At 41.6% G+C, this 22,654-nt stretch carries 17 protein-coding genes; 7 read left to right on the top strand and 10 right to left on the bottom strand.

What is annotated here, in order from left to right:
* The first annotated feature begins 45 nt into the window (after window positions 1–45).
* A complete protein-coding gene (locus tag HDF25_RS06465) occupies window positions 46–3,294 on the top strand; it encodes a S41 family peptidase (RefSeq protein ID WP_184623915.1) in 3,249 nt (1,082 codons plus the stop codon).
* Between the two features lie 69 nt (window positions 3,295–3,363).
* Here the strand turns inward: HDF25_RS06465 and HDF25_RS06460 are convergent, their stop codons facing one another.
* From HDF25_RS06460 to HDF25_RS06415, 10 genes are all read right to left on the bottom strand, one after another.
* Complete coding sequence (locus tag HDF25_RS06460; protein ID WP_184623914.1) at window positions 3,364–4,980, bottom strand: LamG-like jellyroll fold domain-containing protein; 1,617 nt, start codon at window positions 4,978–4,980, stop codon at window positions 3,364–3,366.
* A gap of 364 nt (window positions 4,981–5,344) precedes the next feature.
* Entirely contained in the window at window positions 5,345–6,247 is a 903-nt protein-coding gene (locus HDF25_RS06455; RefSeq protein WP_184623913.1) for an arginase family protein, read from the bottom strand.
* Window positions 6,248–6,259: 12 nt separating this feature from the next.
* Entirely contained in the window at window positions 6,260–6,883 is a 624-nt protein-coding gene (locus HDF25_RS06450; RefSeq protein ID WP_184623912.1) for a chloramphenicol acetyltransferase, read from the bottom strand.
* A gap of 89 nt (window positions 6,884–6,972) precedes the next feature.
* The gene (locus HDF25_RS06445) at window positions 6,973–8,139 is read right to left on the bottom strand and encodes an ABC transporter permease (RefSeq protein WP_184623911.1); all 1,167 of its coding nucleotides are present in this window, start codon (window positions 8,137–8,139) and stop codon (window positions 6,973–6,975) included.
* Between the two features lie 5 nt (window positions 8,140–8,144).
* Entirely contained in the window at window positions 8,145–9,341 is a 1,197-nt protein-coding gene (locus HDF25_RS06440; protein WP_184623910.1) for an ABC transporter permease, read from the bottom strand.
* Window positions 9,342–9,370: 29 nt separating this feature from the next.
* A complete protein-coding gene (locus HDF25_RS06435) occupies window positions 9,371–10,354 on the bottom strand; it encodes an HlyD family secretion protein (protein WP_221450867.1) in 984 nt (327 codons plus the stop codon).
* Between the two features lie 23 nt (window positions 10,355–10,377).
* Window positions 10,378–11,775, bottom strand: coding sequence for a TolC family protein (locus HDF25_RS06430; RefSeq protein ID WP_184623909.1), 1,398 nt, complete (start codon window positions 11,773–11,775; stop codon window positions 10,378–10,380).
* A gap of 127 nt (window positions 11,776–11,902) precedes the next feature.
* Window positions 11,903–12,346 carry an acyl-CoA thioesterase gene (locus HDF25_RS06425; protein WP_184623908.1) on the bottom strand — a complete coding sequence of 148 codons (444 nt, stop codon included), beginning with the start codon at window positions 12,344–12,346 and terminating at the stop codon, window positions 11,903–11,905.
* Window positions 12,347–12,411: 65 nt separating this feature from the next.
* Entirely contained in the window at window positions 12,412–12,987 is a 576-nt protein-coding gene (locus HDF25_RS06420) for a Crp/Fnr family transcriptional regulator (protein WP_184623907.1), read from the bottom strand.
* 57 nt (window positions 12,988–13,044) lie between these two features.
* Window positions 13,045–13,581, bottom strand: a complete 537-nt coding sequence (locus HDF25_RS06415) for an ORF6N domain-containing protein (protein ID WP_260409330.1) — start codon at window positions 13,579–13,581, stop codon at window positions 13,045–13,047.
* 122 nt (window positions 13,582–13,703) lie between these two features.
* On the opposite strand from HDF25_RS06415, the gene HDF25_RS06410 reads away from it, so the two are divergent.
* From HDF25_RS06410 to HDF25_RS06385, 6 genes are all read left to right on the top strand, one after another.
* On the top strand, window positions 13,704–14,150 hold the full coding sequence (locus tag HDF25_RS06410; protein WP_184623906.1) for a DoxX family protein: 447 nt from the start codon (window positions 13,704–13,706) through the stop codon (window positions 14,148–14,150).
* A gap of 69 nt (window positions 14,151–14,219) precedes the next feature.
* Window positions 14,220–14,963, top strand: coding sequence for a DeoR/GlpR family DNA-binding transcription regulator (locus HDF25_RS06405; protein ID WP_184624140.1), 744 nt, complete (start codon window positions 14,220–14,222; stop codon window positions 14,961–14,963).
* A gap of 249 nt (window positions 14,964–15,212) precedes the next feature.
* The gene (locus HDF25_RS06400; RefSeq protein WP_184623905.1) at window positions 15,213–16,406 is read left to right on the top strand and encodes an anhydro-N-acetylmuramic acid kinase; all 1,194 of its coding nucleotides are present in this window, start codon (window positions 15,213–15,215) and stop codon (window positions 16,404–16,406) included.
* 46 nt (window positions 16,407–16,452) lie between these two features.
* Window positions 16,453–19,467, top strand: coding sequence for a SusC/RagA family TonB-linked outer membrane protein (locus HDF25_RS06395; protein WP_184623904.1), 3,015 nt, complete (start codon window positions 16,453–16,455; stop codon window positions 19,465–19,467).
* An 18-nt stretch (window positions 19,468–19,485) separates the two neighbouring features.
* Window positions 19,486–20,796 carry a RagB/SusD family nutrient uptake outer membrane protein gene (locus HDF25_RS06390; RefSeq protein ID WP_184623903.1) on the top strand — a complete coding sequence of 437 codons (1,311 nt, stop codon included), beginning with the start codon at window positions 19,486–19,488 and terminating at the stop codon, window positions 20,794–20,796.
* 48 nt (window positions 20,797–20,844) lie between these two features.
* Window positions 20,845–22,644: a serine hydrolase domain-containing protein gene (locus HDF25_RS06385; RefSeq protein WP_184623902.1), complete on the top strand. Its 1,800-nt coding sequence runs from the start codon at window positions 20,845–20,847 to the stop codon at window positions 22,642–22,644.
* Window positions 22,645–22,654 lie beyond the last annotated feature (10 nt).

The raw sequence follows: 22,654 nt of genomic DNA, 5'->3' as shown, positions 1-22,654 counted from the left end.
ATTTATTGCACCTCAGTTGCATCAAATACTAAATCCTAACATAATATGAAAAAAATAGTTACAGCACTATTGCTGTGCTTTTCTACCGGATACGGAATGGCACAGACTAACCCTTTGTGGCTCCGGTATCCAGCTATATCCCCGGATGGGAAAAACATCGCCTTTGGCTATAAGGGTGATATTTATCTGGTCAGTGCAGCTGGTGGACAAGCTGTCCCACTAACCTTAAATGAAGCCCAGGACATGATGCCTGTCTGGAGCCGTGATGGTAAAAATATTGCTTTTGCCAGCAATCGCTATGGAAATTTTGATGTTTTCGTCATGCCTTCTACTGGTGGAACCCCTACCCGCTTAACCTACAACAGCGCAAATGACTATCCTTATGATTTTTCTCCCGACGGTAAATCCGTAATTTTTGGCAGCTCGCGTAATTCCACTGCAAAAAATGCACGTTTTGCCATGCCGTTTGTTTTTCAGAATGTCTACAGCGTTAAAGTTACTGGCGGAAAATCGGTACTGATCAGTGCCGCAGGTATGGAAAAAGCGCATTACGATCAGGATGGTAGTCACCTGGTATTTGAAGACCGCAAAGGTTATGAAGATACCTGGCGTAAACATCATACTTCATCAGTGACCAGAGACATCTGGACGATGGACCTGAAAAATAATACTTACACCAAACTAACCAGTTTTGAGGGAGAAGACCGCGAACCGGTTTATAGTAAAGACGATCAGACAGTATATTATCTGAGTGAACAGGCAGGAAACCAGAATTTGTTTAAAATGCCTGCCGGTTCTCCGGGTACTGCAAAACAACTAACTAACTTCAAAGAAAATCCGGTACGTCACCTGAGCCGTTCATCAGATAACACTTTATGTTTTACTCAGAACGGTGAGATTTACACGTTGAAAGAAGACGGTAGCCCTCAGAAAGTAAACATCAGTATACTGAATGACGGAAGAGACAATCTGGTAAAAACAGAGCCAGTGAGCGGAAACGTGACTGAATTTGCATTAAGCCCCAACGGAAAGGAAATAGCTTTCGTTAACCGTGGCGAAGTCTTTGTGACAGCTGTTGAAAGCGGACAAACCAAACAAATCACACATACACCCGCACAGGAAAGATCCGTGGCCTGGTCACCGGATGGAAAAAGTCTGATCTATGCGACCGAACGTAACCAAAGCTGGGATATTTACAAAAGTACTGTACAGCAGAAAGACGAACGTTATTTCTACGCAGCAACAGTAATTACAGAAGAACCTGTGATTAACACTACAGCCGAGGAATTTCAGCCCGTCTACTCACCAGATGGTAAAGAGATTGCCTATGTAGAGAACAGAAATGTACTCAAAGTATACAACCTAGCCTCAAAAAAGACAAGGACATTATTACCCACCGGACACAATTACTCTTATAGTGACGGAGACTGGGGTTTCCAATGGAGCCCTGACAGTAAATGGATAGTGGCAGATGACCAGAACGGGCATATGTTCACCAGACATGCTGCATTGATTAAAGCTGACGGAACAGGTCAGATCTTATATCCAGTGAACAGTGGTTTTAGTGAATTCAGTAATAAATGGGGAATGAAAGGTAAAATGATGACCTGGTTAAGCAGTAAAAACGGTCGCAAATCAATGTCTGTTTCAGGAGATTCGGACCTGGATGTTTATGCTGTTTTCTTTGATCAGGATGCTTATGACAGAGCAAACCTGAACAAAGATGATTTCAACCTTCTTAAAGAGGGAGAAGAAAAAAAACCTGTCGCAGCCAAAGATAGTGTTGGGACTAAAAAAGACAAGACAAAAATCAAGGCAGATACCACTAAGGCAAAATTCGATCCTGATTTTAAAAATCTTGACAACCGCAGGCTGAAACTGACGATCAACAGTAGCGCCATCAGTGATTATGTATTGAATGAAGATGCCAGCAAGCTTTTTTACCTGACTTCGTTTGAAAACGGATATGACCTTTGGGTAACTGATACGCGCACGCATGAAACAAAGATTCTGGCCAAACTGGGTGGCAGTTCGAGTGGTATTGAAATGAGTAAAGACGGCAAAAATATCTTTGTCAGCAATTCAGGCCGTTTGGTTAAAGTAGAGGCTGAAAGTGGCAAAGTAAGCCCGGTTTCTATCGCCGGGTCTATTTCGATAGATGCTACTGCCGAAAGAGCTTACATTTTTGAACATGCCTGGAGACAGGTAAGAGAAAAATTCTATGATCCTAAAATGGAAGGTGTAGACTGGAATCTTTATAAAGGTGTATATGCCCGTTTCCTGCCTTACATTAATAATAATTTTGATTTCCAGGAATTACTTAGTGAAATGCTTGGAGAATTAAATGCGTCGCATACTGGTGGAAGATACAATCCAAATATTCCTAACGGAGACAGAACCGCAGCGCTGGGACTGTTATACGATGAGAGTCTGCCTTCCAATGGGCTAAAGATCACTGAAGTGATTGCCGGCGGTCCGCTGGACAAGAAAACCAGCAAGGTGAAAGCCGGAGATATCCTTGAAAAAATTGACAATGAACCTTTAACAGCAGAGACTGACTGGGCGAAGTTTTTAAACCAGAAAACGGGTAAAAATGTCCTGCTTACTTTTTATAATGAGACTACCAAAAGCAGGTGGACGGAAAGGATGAAGCCTATCAGCAACGGTGAAGAAAGTGGCCTGATGTACAAAAGATGGACTAAAAGAATGGCCGAAATGGTAGATCGTTTAAGTGGAGGCAAAGTAGGATATGTCCATGTACAGGGTATGAATGATGGTAGTTTCAGAGAAGTTTATGATGTCGTAATGGGCAAAAATGCGGATAAAAAAGCATTGATTGTAGATACCAGGTTTAATGGTGGCGGCTGGCTGCATGATGACCTGAATACCTTTCTTACTGGCACTAAATATCTTGAATTTGCACCACAAGGAAATCGCCTGGCTGATGCAGAACCTTCAAACCGCTGGCAAAAACCAAGTTGTGTGGTCATGAATGAGAGTAATTATAGTGATGCCTATATTTTCCCTTATATCTACAAACAGAATCGTGTAGGTAAACTGATTGGTATGCCTGTGGCCGGAACCGGTACGGCTGTCTGGTGGGAAGCGCAGATTGACCCGACTTTAATCTTCGGAATTCCAATGGTAGCCACTATCGGTAAAGAAAACAGACCTACAGAAAACCTGCAGGTTGAACCCGACATTAAAGTTCAGGTTCCTTATGAATCTTATCTGAACGGCACTGATACTCAAATAGAAACAGCAGTTAAAGAAATGCTGAAAGAAATAAAATAGGGTGTGTTTTAGAGGGGCCGGGCTTAAGAAATTAAAGCCCGTGCCCCTTTTTTATATCCAATAATTTACCTACGGACAAGGTACACTGGTCATCCAGTCGGTACTGCTCATATTGGTTAAAGCAGCTGTATGTCCGTGTCCGGTAGCATCAGCGGTAGTCGTACCAGATCCTTCATTAAATTTCCAGTAAGCTTCCAGACTGGCACTGGATGCACTTACACTGCATTTATTAGCCTGAATAGCTGTTTGTGGCTGTGCAACTTTCCAAACCCTTAATTCATCAAACTGACCTGCAAAACCGCGGTTTGCATCATAACTTCTGGACATTTGTAAAGTTCCGTTTGCTGATATGGTCCCTGAAGCACTCATACTGGCATCCAAAACACCATTAATGTAAATTTTCATACTCGTCCCGTCATAAGTAGCAGCTACATGATACCAGGTATTAGCATTTAAAGCGGTTACGCCATTTAGTTTATTAGGCGTAGTCCCCCCCGTATTCAGTACAAACTGTAATTTATTATTGGCCAGACCTGCATCACCCAAACGTAATAAAGCGACATTGGTATCACTTACCTCTATACCCATCACTGTAGAAATATTTGGAAAAGCCGATTTAAATGCGGTTGGTTTTATCCATCCTTCATAGGTCAATCCTGTACCAGAAAGATTAAAAGAATTGGTGTTCAGATACTTTGATCCCCCGTCAAAACCTAATGACTGGTTAGCTGCTGTTGAACCTCCCCCATCTATACAATTTGATTTCACCGTTGTCGGCGAACTATATAAGACAGTCGATATGGAAGATAATTTAGCCTGCGAGTTGTTGGCTACATTGTAAACCATTGCACTCGCCAGTCCATTATTCTTCACATAGGTAGCAACTGCTGCCTGATCATTATTCCCAAGGTCTGTTCCCAATCCTAATTTGCTGACAGATACACCCGCATTAATGTAAGGTTGTAATCTGCCTGCGTAGTCTGTCGAGAAATAAGATTGTTCAAATACATAGTCGAGGATGTCGCCGAGTTTCTGTCCGTTATAAACCGACGAGAAGTAGTTCGCCTGGTTAAACGCGGCCATGGTAATTAATTTAGAGCTGCCTAGTCTTGCTCTCAAAGCTGCCGCAGCTAATACCAGTGAACCATCATTGGAAGTACAGGTAGAATATTCATCGTCTATATCTATCCCGTCCAGGCCATATTGCTGTACCGCATTGGCACACTGAACAGCAAACGCATCAGCATCAGCATAACTGGTAAAACAACCCCATCCGGCATTCTGGTGATTTCCAAGAACGTCTAATACTACTTTTATACCTAAAGATTGCAGATAAGCTACTTTTCCTGACGACAATACATCCTGTACCTGTGGGTTAAAGGATAAAGTCGGCACGCCATTGGTAGAGTTAATGTTCGCAGCAAAAATAACAGAAACACCAAATAACTGTGTTGAAGCTGTACCATAGGTATAACAACCTGGATTTACAAAATTGTTGCTGTTCACCTCTACATAAGCGGTAGTAAAAGGTGTGCCTAGCAAACCCGTAGCACCGGAAGTTTTGGTTGCCGAGAGATTTTTAGTGTTATTAAGTGTGTTTTGTGATTCTTTCTGCTCTTTTTTACAGGCATAGAGAAATAGAGTAACGATCAGTACGACCGCTCCGATAAGGGATAGTTTTTTCATAAATTCTGGTTTTTGGTTTAGGTTTTGTTTTTCAGTAGGTCAAGATGCAGGGCGATTCACCTGATCAGGTGTAATGATGTTTCATAAGTTTGGTTTAAATATTTGGTTATAGAAGTATAGACCCTAATAATGAGACAATTGCCTACAGGTATTTCATTTTTTTTCTATAATTAATTTGGTATAGTATAACCGTTCGTATCAACTTGTGGTTCGCGTTATGATACGTCCTTAGCTGGCATGGTCTTAGTCTATGGCAAGTCCATGTATTTCGACGAAAAACACGGACTTGCCATAGACCAGGAATAATTCGCAAATGGGCCAGTCCAGAACCTGACTGCACTACGACCCGAACAGTACCCGAATACTACAGGGATCTTTCCAGGATACTGGTTAGATGAGTAACAAAATCAGTTGTATATTTACCAGTTTGGTCAAGATTCGGATCAAGAATAGTGATTTCAATACCCGCAGCCTTAGGACTACTGATTAGTAATTCCAGTATAATGGTTAATTCGGCATAATTCAACCCATCCTCTTGTCTACAATCTACGGCAGGCATAATTTCATCATTCAGCACATCGAGGTCCAGATGGATAAAAAAGCCATCCAGCCTATTATTGTCAATCATTTGCAGAAACTGCCGGACACAATTGGTCAAACCAGTTTCTCTAAGCCTGTTTAAATCAAAATAATTGACAGCAGAATCTATAATTGGTTTTTCATAAGCCTCATCGTACTCTCTGTTTCCCACGCACCAGATATTTTCTTCTTTCAGATAGGGTTTTAACTGCTCAATATTGGTGAGTTTTTCGTGTCCGTTTCCTGTTACAATAGCTAAGTCCATTCCGGCTGCTCCACCGGTTGAAGAGAACTCGGGTAAAACAAAGTCTGTATGTCCATCCAGAAAGAACAAACCATAATCACCATTTTTCTTTAATGCCATTGTTGTCCCAATCAGAATACTGCAATCACCTCCGATAATGATATTAAAAGTATCTGGTTTGAAATGAGGAAGCAGAATTTCAGACTGTGAACAGGCGTACCGGATAATTTTATCCGCATTTCTGACACCTGATAATTCATCCATTTCCAGGGTATAAGCAGGTGGGGTTAGCGAAAAAGTCTGAAGTGGTTTGACCAGTTCATGAAAATGGTGCTTTTTAAGCCATCCGGGCAGTAATTTGACCCCTGGCTCAATTTCAGTATCTTTCTTTTTCAAACCCAGATTAGTTGGAAACTCAAACAGGTTGACCTTTTTACTGCTCATCCGTCTTAAAAATTAATGCTGATCCATCAGTGCCTGGAAACAATCAATAAACTGTCCGACATGCAATCCATCCACCAGCGCATGATGGACATGAACAGACATCGGCATAGTTCTGCGGCCATTATTTTCTGTCATTTTCCCAAAAGAAATTTTTGGGCAGGTATCTTTAAATAAAGAATTTCCGGCATGTGAAATAGATGTAAAATTGATCCATGGCAATGATGAAAAACGAATTACATTGTTCGCCGGGCTACGTACCAGCGTATCGGCATTTTTAACCTGTTCAACCTCTCTGGAAGCATTCTTCATAAATGAGGTTAAATCTGCTGCATACAACAAATGAACAAAACCAAACGTGCCATTACTTCTGCCTATGGTTGAACCTGCATCAATCTGGTCATAAATAAAAACTTCACCGTCTTCAATCCGGTATCTGAAAGCCTCAGTAACCTGGGCTGCAGCTAAAGACTGATACAGGGAGTAGAGAAAAAATGACATGCCTTTTTCTTTGACATAACGATAAGCTTTGGTACAATCGATATTTACCGTTACACCGTAATAGGGTTCATCAAATGTACTGAACAGGTTGAAATGTTCTTTGCGTACCCAGGTTTCCAGATCGACTTTCTGCTTCATATCATCTCTTAATTAATGCTGGCAAAACTATAGATTTAACCAGGAATTACAACTGAAAGGATAAGTTTTAGCCAGAAATTGACATTGCTTTAACTGGTTTTCATTTCTTTCCACGTCTTGACTTTTAAGAGCAGGAAAGCCAGTAAAAGATAAACCGCAAGCTGAATGCACTGTATAGTTGTATAATCAGTAATATCGCCCAGTGTACCGCTTTGAAGAAGCAGTATCCTGTAGCCATTTACAAAAGGCATCATTGGAAAAATATAGGCAAATAACCTGGCCGCCCATCCGGTCTGATCAAAAGGCCAGCTGTAACCTGAAACAATATAAACTGTCATGGATAATACCATCAGGAACTGTACAGCTCTCAACTGGGTTTTAAATATAATACTTGAAACCATTCCCATGAATGTAGCCGAGGCAATAAATAACATGAAGATCAGTGCTGCATCTCCGATATGTTTTGGGAACGGCTCTCTGAAAAAGACATAAAAACAGGCCAAAATACCAGCCAGACCTATAGAAATAATCCAGTAAGGAATGGCCTTTATAGCCATCATCATGGAGACTGATTTACTTTGCTGACATAACTCTTTAAAAGTACCGGCTTCATATTCCGAAGTAAAACTTAGAGCCATGACTACCATGGTCACTGTCTGCAATATAATAGCCAGATAAGAAGGCCATGAATAAATCATATAATTGGAAGCCGGATTATACAGCCGGAAGATATTCGAATGGAATGCCTCATACTGGTTTGATGCTACTGCTGCTGGTAAGCCTTTTTTTTCCATTGCCCCTATTGTAATCCCTGCGTTTAAGGTCCCTCCGGCAGTAAGTAGAGCACGGCTGACATAACTTGAGGTCATCAGATTGGCATTATTGACATAAGCATTGATTTCAGGGTGTCTGTTCTGTAAAATATCCGCCTCAAAACCTTCTGGTATAATTACAGCAGCCATCGCTTTATCGTTCATTAATACCGTACGCATTTCTATACTCTCATGCCTGACAGCTACCACTTTCAGTACATCCATATCATCGAGCATGTCTATAAACCTGGCACTCATCGGCGAATTATCCTTATCGACTACCATAACAGGTAAATCTGTAAACTTCCCCTTCTGGTACATCGCCCCAAATATAATCCCATATAAAACCGGGCCGCCTATAAACAGCATCACCATGATCGGATTGTTTTTAAACAATCTGAATTCGCGTCCGGTTAATGATAAAAATCTTTTAAATCTGTTCATGATAATTATTCTTCAGCCTTAACCTCTTTCGGTGCCCGGAGGCTTTTTCTGATCTTTAATTTCAGAAGTACAAAACTTAGTAAAAAATATACAGCAATTAAGATCAGCTGATGCTGCATAAAAGGTACGACATCATGAAAGGTAGCACCTTCCAGCAATAAAGCCCTCAAGCTCTTTAAATATGGTGTCAAAGGGATAATTTTACCAAAGCCTTCCAGTATAACAGGTGCCTGATCGGCCGGCCAGGTAAACCCCGACACCGTAAATGCCGGAGAAGCTATACATAACAATAATTCGGTAGCCTTGAGCTGGGAGGGGAAGATCAGACTGTATAAACCACCTAACAGACAGGTGCTGATGACCATCAGGATTTGTGATAAAAACAGCACCTCAGGATGTACGGGATGCGGTAATTTAAAATGTAAGCTGAATAAGTAGAAAACTAACAGCGTAACCATTGATAAAATCAGGTATGGAAACATTTTGACGATGATCAGCTGAAAAGCTGAAGTCGTACGCCCCAGAAGCCCCGCCTGGTTAAACTGGTTATTTTCTATTTCTTGCGAAAAACTTACAGCCATAGCCAGTAAGAGCAATTGATGCAGGATGGAAAAAATAAGCGCGGGCCACAAAAACACCAGATAGCTCTGTCCGGGATTGTATAACTGAAAGATGTTCAGCTGAAAAGGCTGAATGTTTTGTGCAGCTACCTTTTCAGGTAATCCGGCTTTCTTCATCGCCTCAATTCCGATACCTGCATTTAATGTCCCGTTACATTGGGCTATAGCAGTTCCTACAGCACCCGCAGCCATTGTATTACTCATATTCAGATAAGAGTTCACTTCTGGCCTGCGTTTATTCAGGATGTCTGATTCAAATCGTTCTGGTATCACGACAATAGCAATAGCACGGGTATCCAGCATGGTCTGATCCAGGTCTACTATTTCATGTTTGACCATCAGTACATGCAGCGTTGGGTGCCCGGACAACATATCGATCAGCTTATTACTCATCGATGTATTGTCTTTGTCCACCACCACTATCTTCAGGTTTTTTACGGCACCATCCATGTAGACATTACCTAATAAAAAAGCCAGGATAACGGGCATAATCAGGAAGGCAACCACAAATATTTTGTTGCTCCAGAACAGGCCGAACTCACGTTTAACCAAAAAGAAGAAATTATTTATCCGCTGGTGCATCGGTCTGATCAATTAATAGCCTGTAAATTTTATTTTGATGTCCCAACAGATCTTGGCAATAAAACGGCAGCGTTGTACAGCAGCCCTTCAGCTTTTTTAGTATCCTCCGGAATGATTTTGATTTCATAAACAGCTTCGTCCATTTTATATTCGGGATAGGCTGTAGTAATGTCAGCGTATTTAGGCATTTGTTTAATGGTTACGATTTTACCATTAAAAGCTTCCTCACTATAAGGAACTTTAACAGTCACGCTACTCCCCTTTTTCACCTGAGCAATCTGGCTTTCCGGAACAGTGAACCTAAACCAGGTACTGTTTGGAATATAACCACTGAATATAGCATATCCCGGTGTCGCCAGCTCTCCTTCATGCAGGGTGATGGTTTCTACTGCCATGTCATTGGTTGCAATGATATACCGCTCCGAATAGGCTACTTCTGCCTCCTGCAATACACCCGCAGCCTGTTGCTGCTGTCCAAGAGTTGCATCCTTAGTTTCATAACGTACACCTTTTTTAGCTTCGTTCAGTTCAGCTGTGGTTGCATCCAGCTGTGCTTTGGCACCCTGAAATTTCGCATACGCCTCATCATATGCCTGAGGTGCCATCATACTGTCTGCATACATAGCGCTGGCACGTTTAAAGGACTTCTGCGCAAATGCAAATTGTTCCGAGCTGGCATGGTATTTTGCCTGTAATTGCTTCAGCTGATTTTTAGTGGCCCCATTGTCAGCCATAGTATGCTGGGCAGATGCAGCTTTCACTACACCATGGGCCTGGGCTACCTTAGCGGTTACTTCGGGTAAACTGAGCATAGCCAGTGTATCTCCACGATGTACCAGGTCGCCTTCTTTGACATATATTTTCAGAATCCGCCCTGCCATCTTGGTAGTAAAGGCAATCGTTTCTCTTTTTATCTTTCCTTCAAATGCGTTATCTAATTTTTTCTGGCTACAGGAAGTAACACAAAAGAAAATCATACTCAGCGGCAATAGAATTTTTGTAGGGTTATTCATCTGGGTAAAATGTTTAATTCTTCTTATTTGAACTTGTCTATGGTCAGGTTACCAGCGGCTTTATTTACTTCAACAGCAGCCCTTCTCTGATTAAATACGGTTTCTAAATAACCGAGTTCTGCCTTTTCACTATCAGCAATGGCAGTGATCAGATCAGCTGGTTTAATCAGTCCGTTCCTGTACTCTTTAGCGGCTATAGTTAAAGCGTCATTGGAAACCTCTTTTTCTTTGGCTTTCGCAGTAATCTGAGCACTGGCAATGCTATATTCAGTATTGGCTTTGATCAATCCCAGTGACAGGAGTTCTTTAGCCTCTTCCTTTTTATTCCTTACCTGCTGTAATTCGATTTTTATTTTCTTGATCTCGTGTTTGCTTTCAAATCCGTCGAATATATCCCACTTCACACCTACGCCCACAATAAATGTAGGGAATAGCTCTAATTTGTTCATCTGAAGTTTAACATCTCCGGTATTCGGGCTTAAAGTACCTGCCTTATTCTGAAAGACAAGATTGTTCAGGCTCATATAGGAAGCAGAACCGAAAGCGCCAACCGCAGGGATCAGGTGATTTCTTTTAGCCTTCAACTGGTAGTTGTAGGCTTTATCTGTCGCATCGAGTGCAGCAAATTCGGGCCTGTTTTGGACATCCAGACCAGGGGTTATATTCAGATAAGGGGTCAGGCTGTTATCAATCAGTTTAAGGGTATCGATACCCACTCCTGTCAGCTGCTCCAGACGTTTCAGTACCAGGTTCCGTTTGCCGTCATACTCAGCGAGTCTGGCCTGTAACTGGGCCCTGGCTACTTCAATTTTTTTACGTTCGTATTTGGTTATTAAACCATAAGAAAAGGCTTTATCAGCAATTTTGGTCTGGGCTTCCAGCTGTTTGTCACTTCGGTCAAGCACTATTCTACTTTGTTTGAGTAAAGCGAGCATGTCATAAGTTTCACTAACCTTACTGATAATATCCTGACGGTCGTTCTCCAGGATGACGGTTTGTGCCTTGATCTTTTCGGTCAGTGCTTTTTTATAATTCCCGATTTTGAGTCCGTCAAAAAGTAGTGCTTTCACTCCTACATTGGCCAACCATGTATTGTTATGCATGTTGAAATTTCCATCCAGCGCCGGGATCGGGATATTTAAAATAGGAAACGTGGACGCGGGTAAACTTGCATTGACACTGCTATTCAGATAAGCATAACTTGCCATACCACTTACCCTTGGCAGGTAAGCATCTGAAAGGGATTGTTTCGAGTTTTTGGTTTGTTCTATATCAAGCTGTTTATTGGCCAGCTCCATGTCTTTGTTAACTGCACGCTGCATCAGCGCAGGCAGATCCGGAGCCTGCTGGGCAAAAACCGGAGAGAGCCATGGTAATGAAAAAGCCAGTGATATTAGTATAGTTTTGGGGTAGTTCCTCATATAATCTTCTTAACTGGTGCTTAACAGCAATCGCGGGGTATCTTATCCCGATACCAGCTTTAAATTTCCTGTTATATCCTAATTTACATTTTTATTTACCTAATTCAATAGGTTTAATGCTTCTGAACTAGAAACTCTCGTTTAAAGTTTTTTCGATTTTAGGCAAAAGGTTAAAAGCATCCTGTGCAGCCTGGGGAACGGGTCTGGCCAGTTTACGCAATTTGGTATCTATCCAGGATCCTTCTACGGTGAGAATAGCTCTTACGCGGTTTGTATCATCAGTAAATTCCTGCAAAATAGACCATTTGGCTCCGTCTGCGCTCATTTTCTCGACTTTAATATTGATAGAGATACTATCCGAAGACTTGATTTCTCTGATAAATGTGCATGACTCTTTGAAAATTACAGGGCCAAAATGCTGTTCCTGCATCAGGGACATGGTTAGTCCCAATTCACCCAAAATCTCCAGACGGGACTGCGCAGCCAGATCATAATAACTGCTGTGTCTGAGATGGAAATTAGGATCCATATCTGACCAGCGTAATGATAGTTTTTTCTGAAATTGTACCATAGCCTTTTTGTTTATTGATAGTGGCAAAGGTACTGTAAATGGCCTTTTTAATATACTGACCTATGTTAGGAAATTGATTTCCGGAGCCTGCTCAGACTTTCGGGATGAATGCCCAGATATCTGGCAATCCGGTGAACTGGGATTTCTTTAATCACTTCAGGCCTGTATTTAATCAGCTCAAGGTATCTTTGCTCGGCATTTTTAATGAGGGTATCTTTTTCTTTTCTCACTCTTTTCATATAAAGCCCCTCAGTGGCCAGTCTTCCAAACTGATTGGCCAGCAAAGACGTTTCATAGGCTACTCTTAATTTATCATAGGGGATGATTTCTACGATACAATCTGTTAAACAGTAGAGATAGACATCGGATGGTTCCTGTGATAAAACTGAAGTGTAAGAGGAAACAAAATCATTGGAAAAACAAAATTCTACAATTTTATTTCCTGCATCGGTTTCCATCCCGATTTCTATAATTCCATCCTGGATAAAGTAGATGTTTCTTTCGAGCTGACCTATGCTTGTAATGACCGACTTTTTGGAATACTCTGCTGTAACAGTTAGAAAAGGCAGGCCTTCATTTGTACTTAACATTTCAGAGATATATTGGGTCAGCGTCATAGGCAAATGATAGTGTTTTTTCAAAAATAAGGTTTTTTGAGGAAAGAGGGAATTGGAGGGTAAGAGATGGTGCAGCGGGAATTATTTACCTTTTCGTTTAAAACCAATTTCTGTTCTTGGCTGTTCTTCCTTTTCAATGAATTTACTCAGATAAGCAAACAACAACTCAATTTTCTGATCATGTTTCATTAACTGTTTTTCAACCTGCTCTACCCTGATGAAGACATCTTTATGCGCCATCAGCATTTCACGTATACGAGTGTAGATACGAATGATCTGGATATTGACCCGGATAGCTCTTTCGCTGTTTAACACACAGGACAACATAGTTACGCCCTGTTCAGTAAAGCAAAAGGGCATATAGCGCGTTCCACCACGTCTTTCATTTGAGGTCACAATTTGTGACCTCAAACCATCAAGCTCTTCTTTGTTCATTTCAAACATGAAGTCTTCTGGAAATCGGTTTATATTACGTCTTACAGCCTGTTTTAACACTTTGGTTTCAACTCCATACAACTCTGCCAGCTCAAAATCCAGCATTACTTTTTGATCTCTGACCATGTAGATCTTACTCATGACTACCTCGTCAGGCACAATAACTGCATTCGTTTGGCTCATACTGCAAATGTATTCAGATAAATGCTTATTATGGTTAGCAGATTTAATTGGACTACCTTTATTTTCGAACTGGTCTACATATACTATGGCACAAAAAGTAGCTTTGTTTAAATTTTAATCCAATGATAAAATCAACTAACCTTTTTCAACTTTATCTTCGTTTAGCTATTGGTACCGGTTATCTGGTGTTTGGCCTTGACCGACTCGGTGTCTGGGGAAGTAATGGGGCTAATGGCGTCTCCTGGGGTGACTGGAAACACTTTATGGAATACGCTTCATCAGTCATGTCCTTTTTACCTTATAGCCTGGCAAACATTTTTGCTATCCTGGCTACGGCCGCTGAAATAGTCTTTGGAATATTACTGATTCTGGGTTTCAAAACCAGGCTTGCGGCTTTTGGCAGTGGCTTACTGGCCTTACTTTTTGCCCTTTCGATGGCTATCTCATTTGGTATAATCAAACCCCTGGCCTATTCTGTATTTACTGTAAGTGCTGGTTCATTTTTGCTGGCCACAGTACAGCACTATAAATGGAGCATCGATGCATTATTGACGAAATCCAATATTTAAACGTGGTACTATTGTTTAATGCGTAATTATAAGTTAATTTGTGATTTCTATCTGGATTATAAACTGATTATGCTTAAAGAAGAACGCTTAAATTACATCATTAGTCAAATAAACATCCATAACAAAGTACTGTCTGCAGATCTGAGTGTTCAGCTGGATGTATCAGAAGATACAGTCAGAAGAGACCTTAATGAGCTTACAGAAAGCGGACAGATTATAAAAGTACATGGAGGCGCTATTTCAAAATCTTTCCATTACCCATTTGCAGAACGGGAAGTCTATAAAAAAGATGCAAAAAAAGAAATCGCCAGGAAAGCACTTGAGCTGATTGAAGACGGCATGATTGTACTGGTTGGCGGGGGTACTACAATGACAGAACTAGCCAGAATGATCCCGGATGGACTGCACTGTACATTTTTCACAATCAGCCCGCTACTGGCCCTTGAACTTGCCGAAAAACCGGATCTGGACGTCCATATTATTGCCGGAAAACTCTCTCCTGATTCGCAGATCCTGATCGGTTCACAGGTGATTCATCAGCTTTCAGAAATCCAGGTTGACTTATGCCTTCTGGGTACGAATAGCGTATCAGTCAAAAGCGGGATTACAGATTCAGACTGGGAAGTCGTGCAGGTGAAAAAAGCAATGATCAAATCTGCGACGGAAACTGCTATCTTAAGTATTGCAGAAAAACTTGAATCAACTCAAAAAATGAAGGTTTGCCCTTTGGATGATATTAAATACATGATTACTGATCTGGACCCAAATGACGAGCTGCTTAAGAAATATGATAAAAGGATCAAACTGATCTGATCATTTCTTATTCTTTCCCTCCTTTTTCCCGAACCCGTAACCTATCCCGGCTAAAACTCAATTTAGGTCCGATAAGTATTTCATCAAATTATAGTTTGCGGTTTTATGCGTAAAACAAATAAAATAACGCATAAAAATTCTTTACATGAAAGATTATTTGTATAATTACATATTATCAACCAGAAAATGAGTTAGTTACAAATGCGTTTTCTTGCGGATTTATCAATTAGTTAACTGCAAAATTAATCTATGAACCAAAACATACAAAACCTTTACCAAATCTCAAGTAAATCAGCTAAAACCATTATCGGATTAATGTCCGGAACCTCTTTTGACGGACTGGATATTGCACTCTGTGAATTTAGCGGCAGCGGCACAGATACAAAAATCAAATTGCGGCATTTTGTGACCATGCAATACACCTCTGATTTCAAGGAAGAGTTAAAATTTGTTTTCGCTAAAAAAACTGCCGATCTCGAACGGATCACATTATTAAATGCTTTTATAGGAACCTATTATGGAGAACTAATTCTCCAATGTCTCCGGGACTGGAAAATTGAAGCCACTGATGTCGATATTATCGCCAGTCACGGTCAAACTATTTTTCATGCCCCCAAACATTTACACAGTGTAGCCGGATATCCTAATGCAACATTACAAATAGGCGATGCAGATCATCTTGCTGTCAAAACAGGGATTATAACATTAAGTGATTTCCGCCAGAAACACATTGCCGCAGGCGGAGAAGGTGCCCCTTTAGCATTGTATGGCGATTACCTGATCTTCTCAGATCCTGTCGAAAACAGGATTATGCTCAATATAGGTGGTATAGCCAATTTTACTTTTCTTCCGGCTGGCCAGCAAGGCGGTTGTTTCTCGACGGATGTCGGACCGGGAAACACCCTCATGGACCAATACGTACAATTGAAATTCCCAGGCAGGTACTATGATAAAAATGCAGAGATCTCTTCGGCAGGAACTGTTAACGAAGCTCTTCTTAAGGCATTGCTGGATCATCCATTTTTCGACGCTCCATTCCCAAAAACTACTGGTCCGGAACTTTTTAGCATGGCCTATCTACTAAATGCTATCAGCAAATCAGGACAACCAGATATCAGCGATCAGGATGTAATGGCAACCCTGGCCTTATTCTCTGCACAGGGTATTATTCACGCAATTACTAAATGTATCAGCAATCAGAAACCCTATCAGATCTATTTAAGCGGAGGCGGTATGTATAATCCTGTATTGGTCAGACACCTTGAAGAAAGACTCGGAATTGAGCTCCGGTCAACTGAAACACTAGGTATATATCCGGATGCAAAAGAAGCTGTTTTATTTGCCCTGCTGGCTAACGAAGCCCTGACGGGAGGAAAAACAAATTTTGGTACACTAAAAAATGTACCCTCAGTATCCATGGGAAAAGTCAGTTTCCCCTATTAAATAGCAAACAAATCTAACCACCAATAATTCATTTAAAACTCGATGTATGAAAAAAATGTTACTAATGTTTAAAAACAGGCTGTATCTGTTCATGATACTCACCCTGTCGTGTTGTTGGCAATCTGCATGGGCACAAAGCCATAAACAAACCATTAAAGGCGTTGTGCTGGATGCCCGTGATAAACAACCTATACCCGGGGCAGTAATCAGGCTGGTGGGCACAACCAACGCAGCAACAGCTACCAATTTAAATGGTGCTTATGTGCTTAATCCGGTCGTTAAGGATGGCACCTATACAGTTACCATTACTTTTACCGGTTATAAACCTTTCACCAAAACAGTGACCTTAAACCAGACTGAGGTTACTTTAAACACCAGTTTATCAGAAGATGCTCTCGGTCTGAACGAGGTTGTTGTAACTGGTACTGCAGTTGCAACAAGTAAAAAACAACTGGGTAATGCGATATCTACGGTATCAGGTAAAGATCTGCAAAAAGGCGCAGCAACTTCGGTCGATCAGGCATTAGCAGGTAAAGTATCTGGTGCGCAGATTTCTCAGAATTCTGGTAACCCGGCTGGTGGTATCAGTGTAAGGCTCCGCGGAAATAGTACTATCGCAGGTTCAAGTGATCCTCTGTATATTATTGACGGGGTAATTGTCAACAACAGTTCGGATCAGCTGATCGACCTGGGAGGCTATTCTCAAAACAGGATGGTAGATATCAATCCTTCGGATATAGACCGGATTGAGATTATTAAGGGTGCCGCCGCTTCAGCTATCTATGGCTCAAGAGCCAGTAATGGTGTCGTGCAGATTTTCACCAAAAAAGGGAAATCAGGTGCACCAGAAGTAACTATCTCAACGCAGTTCCGTGACAATTCAATCCGCAAAAAACTAGCTTACAATACCTACCCTGCCCGTTTCGCAAACACCAATGTAACCGATCTGACTCAGGTTCCTGTACAACGGTATGACCTGCAAAGCATGATCTTCCAAAATGCGATTGGCTCTGAAAACAATATCTCAGTTTCCGGAGGCAGCGACAATACACAGTATTATATGAGTGGTTCATTCTTAACCAATCAGGGTATTGTTAAAAATACAGATTTTCAAAGAGGCGGCGGTCGTTTAAGAATCGATCAGCGCTTTAATAACTGGATTAAAGTAAGTCTGGGTATGAATTATGTACTGAGTGGCAGCCGTGAAATCCCAAATGGAGGAATCAATGAGGCTTATGGTGCTTTAACTGGTTTCGCTTTTGCCAATAACTTCATTAATCCTGCACCTGACCCGGTAACAGGGGTTTATCCTTCTGTTGCACCTTCCAATATTTTATTACGAACAAATCCTTTGGAAGCGATCAACAGGTTTAATTTTACGCAAAAGACAAGCCGTTTTATTGGTGATTTCCAGGTGAATATGACTCCGGCCAAGAACCTGACGATTAACTATACTTTAGGTTATGACAACTCTACACAACTGGCCAATGGTTTCATTCCGGTTAACAATACGACGCCAACCTATAATACGGGTTATTCAAGAAGGGCAGACAGACTGGACCTGTTACTGAATAATGACTTAAACGTTGCCTATAAAGCACAGTTAAGTCCGTGGTTAGAGTCTTCAACAGGTGCGGGTGCAACTGCCCAGACCGAAAGGATTAATTCTTCTTCCATCACCGGTACGCAACTCAGCCCCGTAAGTCAGGTTGCTTCCAGTGGTGCGACTGTTAACTCGATAGAGAGCCGTTCTACCCTCAATATCCTGGGCTTTTATTTGCAGGAAACTTTAGGCTTCAAGAATCGGCTGTACCTGACCGGGGCAATCAGAAATGATGTATCTTCTTCTTTTGGGGTCAATAACAGATGGCAATACTATCCTAAGTTAAGTGCCAGTTATTTGCTTTCGGAAGAAAACTTCTGGAAGAATTCTTCACTGGCTAATATTATCCCAACGCTTAAGCTAAGAGCATCTTATGGTCAGTCTGGTAACTTAACTGCTATCGGAGCCTATGACCGCTTTAGTAATTACAGTTCTGTTTCTCTGGCTGGACTCCCAGGCATCATTGCTCCATCACAACTGGGCAATGCCGATGTAAAACCTGAACGTCAGACAGAAAAAGAAATTGGTATGGATGCCTCTTTCCTGAATGACCGTCTGGGTTTTGAAGTTTCTTACTATAACAAAGCTGTAAAAGATCTTTTATTACCGGTTACCTTAAGACCTTCAAGCGGTTATCTTACTCAATACCAAAACATTGGAGATATGACCAATAAAGGGATTGAATTATTGATAAGGGGTAATCCTATTCAAACCTCCAATTTCAAATGGACTTCTGTCATCATCTTTTCGAAAAACAAAAACAAGGTCTTTAATATTCCTGGTGGTGTAGTGACTTTCCCTGGAGGTTTTGGCCAGGTAGCAGCAGTGAATGGCTATGCTTTAGGTGCCTTCTATGCGACTTATTTTGCCCGTAATCCGGATGGATCACTTCTTTTAACTCCGGGAGGTTTACCACAAACTGAAAAAGCAGGACGTGATGCTAGCGGACAACCTACCGGAGCAGCATTGAGTAAGGTCATTGGTGATCCGAATCCAAAATGGACAGGTTCATTTACCAATGAATTCTCTATTGGTAAAAGCTGGTCATTCAGAATGCAATGGGATGCCTCTATCGGCGGCAAAGTATTCAATTTCACTAAAAGGGTTGGAGACAGGGATTTATATGGCGGATTAGCTGGTTATGAAGCTGAGCTGAAAGGGGAAGTACCTAAAGGAACGTCCGCAGCACTCTACCCTATTATGGAAAACTGGATAGAAGATGGTTCTTATGTAAAACTAAGAGAGTTATCTGCGACCTACGATCTGAGACTCAAGTTTTTAAAGAATAAACCGCTGCGTATCAGCCTGTCAGGTAGAAATCTGTTCTCTATCGATAAATACAGTGGTTATGACCCTGAAACTAATGCAGCTGGTCAAAGCACAGCTGTACGTGGTTTTGACTTTGCAGAAGTTCCGATACCGAGAACAATTGCTTTAGGACTTAACTATACACTATAACCTTTCAATCTTAACGTCATGAAAAGAAGAATAAATTATAAATATTTAGTGGTCGTTTTCACCCTGATCACTTCCTCCTGTAAGCTGGATCAGATCAATCCCAACAGCGCCACAGATAAAGATGCATTAACTACCCGCGACGGGATCATCGCCCTGAGCATTGGTCTGCGTCAGTTTTACTCTACTACAGGTTTGAGTAATACATTACTTATGCCCTCTGTCACCAGCAGAGAAGTCAAAGGGATCGCCACCTTTACCAGTACAACAGAACTTGAAACAGGCGGAACCTCACTACCGACAGCCAATGCAAATGTACTGGCCTACTGGTCTGCCATGCAACGTGAAATGGGTATGTGCGAAAGCGTAATTAAAAGTGCGCCGGCAATCAGCACACTGGAACCAGGTTTATTAAGCGGGATCATGGCACAGGCTTATCTATTTAAAGCTACGAGCCTGGCCGAACTGGCGATGGCTTTTGAACAGGTCAACCTGAACTCGGATGCCAATGCACCAGTAACTTTTGTTCCCCGCGCACAGGCTTTTACCGAAGCCATCAGATTACTTGACCTTGCCATTGGAACGCTGAATGCAACGCCTTCATCAACATCTTTCATCTCTCTGGTTTCGGGGACAGATTTTGACTTGAAAAACACATTGTATGCTTATCAGGCCCGGATCAGTCTGATCGCCGGAAACTATCAGAAAGCAATAGACAATGCCAACCTGGTAGATCCCAACAAAACCTCAAAGTTCACTTACACAACGCTAAGTCCGAACCCACTTTATACGATCTTCGGGATTACCAAATCTTATCGCCCTCGGGACAATTTCGGATTACCTGCAGGCCTATATGAAGCTGGTGATCAGCGTTATAATTTTTACTTCACTACACCGAACGCAGTGTACAACGCTGATCCGATCACTACACTTGCTGGTTTTTCATCCAGCCAAACTACAGCTATCCCTGTTTATTTACCGGACGAAATCAAATTGATCAAAGCAGAAGCTATTTTACGTCTGGGAGGTTCATTAAATGATGCACTGACTTTAATTAATGCGGTACGTACGCAAACCAGTGGAGATCCATTCGGCGTGAACGCAGGCCTGCCAGCTTACAGCGGCGCGGTAACAACAGATGCCTTATTACTGGAAGTTTATAAGCAACGCTGTGCTGAGCTTTATTTAAGTGGGTTAAAATGGGAAGATACCAGGCGTTTTAATCGCCCTGCGCCTCCTGCCAATACCACAGAACGGAACAGGATATTTTACCCTTATCCAGACCAGGAAAGGATTAATAATCCAAACACTCCTAACGATCCGGCTATATAATTTCTATCTTAATGGGGAGCTTAAGCAGCTCCCCTTATCTCCATAAGAATGAAAAAAATACTCAGTATTCTGTTTGTCTTTAGCATCCATGCTGCCTATGCGCAAAACCATGCTGAAAATCTTAAAACAGCAGATAAACTCAAAGAGGCAGAAAAAAATATAGTCTTACTAAACAATGCTTCTGGCATGGTGCCTCTGACCGATATCAAAACCCTGAAAACTGCCAGTGTTCATTTTAATTTTAAAGACGCCGCTGTCTTTGACAGTATAGCTAATAAATACAGTGCGGTTATCGGTTTTAATGCTGATACAATCCTGCATCAGCAAGGTTTTAATGAATTACATGACCGGCTTAAGGTCTTTAATGCGGTTATCCTTGAACTATCAGCAGAAACACATTTTAATCCTGTTCTGGAGCGTTTCATATTGGATCTGGAAAGGGAAAACAGGGTTATCATAGTCCTGGTTGGTGAAGGTAAAAACCTGGCATTTCTGGACAAAATAAAATCGCCGGTGATCTGGTCTGAAACTCAAAACCAGGAAAGTGCCTCGGTAGCAGCACAGCTGGTTTTTGGTGGAGTTGCTGCCAGTAATCATTTAGCAGTCAATTACAGCAAGGCCTTCTCCGCAAATTCTGGATATCCTTCAGCAAAAATCCGTTTAGGATATGCTATTCCTGAAAGGGTATCGCTCAATAGTAATTTCCTGAAAAAAGTAGATTCACTGGTAAATGCGGGAATAGCCAGTCATTCGGCCCCGGCAGTGGTGGTCTTGCTGGCTAAAGATGGTCAGGTTATTTTTAATAAAGCTTATGGGAAACATACTTATAAAGGAAACGAGCCAACCAGAACGGATGATATTTTTGATCTAGCTTCAGTGACTAAGGTTACAGCTACTGTCCCTGCAATCATGCAATTATATGATCAGAAACTGATTAACCTGAATACACCAATCAGTCAATATGTAGCCATGCTGAGGACTATCGGTGATAAAAAGGATGTCAGGATCAAAGAAGCTTTACTACATGAGGCTGGCTTCACCCCCTATATCAAATTTTATGAAAAGCTTAAACCGGCGGATCTAAATAAAGACTCTTCTGCTGCGTACCCAACCAAAGTTGCGGATCATTATTTTCTGCGGGCGAATTATTTTAATGAGGTGATGTGGCCGGCTACTTTAAAATCAACAGGAGGGACAAGGGGTAAGTTCGTTTATAGTGATATCAGTATGTATATGATGAAAGAAGTAGCAGAAGAAGTTACACATCAGAAACTGAATGATTATGTACTGAATGAGTTTTATCTGCCTCTGGGCATGCAGACCGCAGGTTTTTTGCCCAGAGGCAGGTTTAATCAATCGAGAATTGTACCCACCACTGAGAATGACAACTGGTTTAGAAACATGCTGGTTCAGGGTTATGTGAATGACCCGGGAGCAGCAATGGCCGGCGGAGTTGAAGGTCATGCAGGTTTGTTTGCCAATGCAAATGATCTGGCTATATTTTACCAGATGCTGCTGAATAAAGGTTCATATGGTGGCCGCCAATATTACGATAAAACCACTGTAGATTTGTTTACTTCCCGTCAATCTGAGACTTCGTGGCGGGGCCTGGGTTTTGACCGGGTAAATGATAAACAGGCAAATGACCAATATCCTTCGCAGCAGGCCTTTGGTCACAGCGGTTATACAGGAACCTACGTATGGGTAGATCCGGTATATCATCTGGTATATATCTGTTTAACAAATCGGGTATATCCTGACGACAATAAGACCTACGGCCCTCCGAAAGTGAATATCCGGGCCGGTGTGCTCGACTTATTTTATAAGGCTATTTTAAATAAAAACTAATCATCATCTA

The sequence above is a fragment of the Pedobacter cryoconitis genome, assembly GCF_014207135.1.
Lineage (GTDB): Bacteria > Bacteroidota > Bacteroidia > Sphingobacteriales > Sphingobacteriaceae > Pedobacter > Pedobacter cryoconitis_D.
Note: the sequence above shows the minus strand (reverse complement) of the source record. Positions and strands in the feature narration are given on the sequence as shown.

Excerpts from the sequence above, each read along its gene's own strand:
- HDF25_RS06465 (WP_184623915.1), top strand. The coding sequence starts at position 46 with ATGAAAAAAATAGTTACAGCACTATTGCTGTGCTTTTCTACCGGATAC.
- HDF25_RS06460 (WP_184623914.1), bottom strand. The coding sequence starts at position 4,980 with ATGAAAAAACTATCCCTTATCGGAGCGGTCGTACTGATCGTTACTCTA.
- HDF25_RS06455 (WP_184623913.1), bottom strand. The coding sequence starts at position 6,247 with ATGAGCAGTAAAAAGGTCAACCTGTTTGAGTTTCCAACTAATCTGGGT.
- HDF25_RS06450 (WP_184623912.1), bottom strand. The coding sequence starts at position 6,883 with ATGAAGCAGAAAGTCGATCTGGAAACCTGGGTACGCAAAGAACATTTC.
- HDF25_RS06445 (WP_184623911.1), bottom strand. The coding sequence starts at position 8,139 with ATGAACAGATTTAAAAGATTTTTATCATTAACCGGACGCGAATTCAGA.
- HDF25_RS06440 (WP_184623910.1), bottom strand. The coding sequence starts at position 9,341 with ATGCACCAGCGGATAAATAATTTCTTCTTTTTGGTTAAACGTGAGTTC.
- HDF25_RS06435 (WP_221450867.1), bottom strand. The coding sequence starts at position 10,354 with ATGAATAACCCTACAAAAATTCTATTGCCGCTGAGTATGATTTTCTTT.
- HDF25_RS06430 (WP_184623909.1), bottom strand. The coding sequence starts at position 11,775 with ATGAGGAACTACCCCAAAACTATACTAATATCACTGGCTTTTTCATTA.
- HDF25_RS06425 (WP_184623908.1), bottom strand. The coding sequence starts at position 12,346 with ATGGTACAATTTCAGAAAAAACTATCATTACGCTGGTCAGATATGGAT.
- HDF25_RS06415 (WP_260409330.1), bottom strand. The coding sequence starts at position 13,581 with ATGAGCCAAACGAATGCAGTTATTGTGCCTGACGAGGTAGTCATGAGT.
- HDF25_RS06410 (WP_184623906.1), top strand. The coding sequence starts at position 13,704 with ATGATAAAATCAACTAACCTTTTTCAACTTTATCTTCGTTTAGCTATT.
- HDF25_RS06405 (WP_184624140.1), top strand. The coding sequence starts at position 14,220 with ATGCTTAAAGAAGAACGCTTAAATTACATCATTAGTCAAATAAACATC.
- HDF25_RS06400 (WP_184623905.1), top strand. The coding sequence starts at position 15,213 with ATGAACCAAAACATACAAAACCTTTACCAAATCTCAAGTAAATCAGCT.
- HDF25_RS06395 (WP_184623904.1), top strand. The coding sequence starts at position 16,453 with ATGAAAAAAATGTTACTAATGTTTAAAAACAGGCTGTATCTGTTCATG.
- HDF25_RS06390 (WP_184623903.1), top strand. The coding sequence starts at position 19,486 with ATGAAAAGAAGAATAAATTATAAATATTTAGTGGTCGTTTTCACCCTG.
- HDF25_RS06385 (WP_184623902.1), top strand. The coding sequence starts at position 20,845 with ATGAAAAAAATACTCAGTATTCTGTTTGTCTTTAGCATCCATGCTGCC.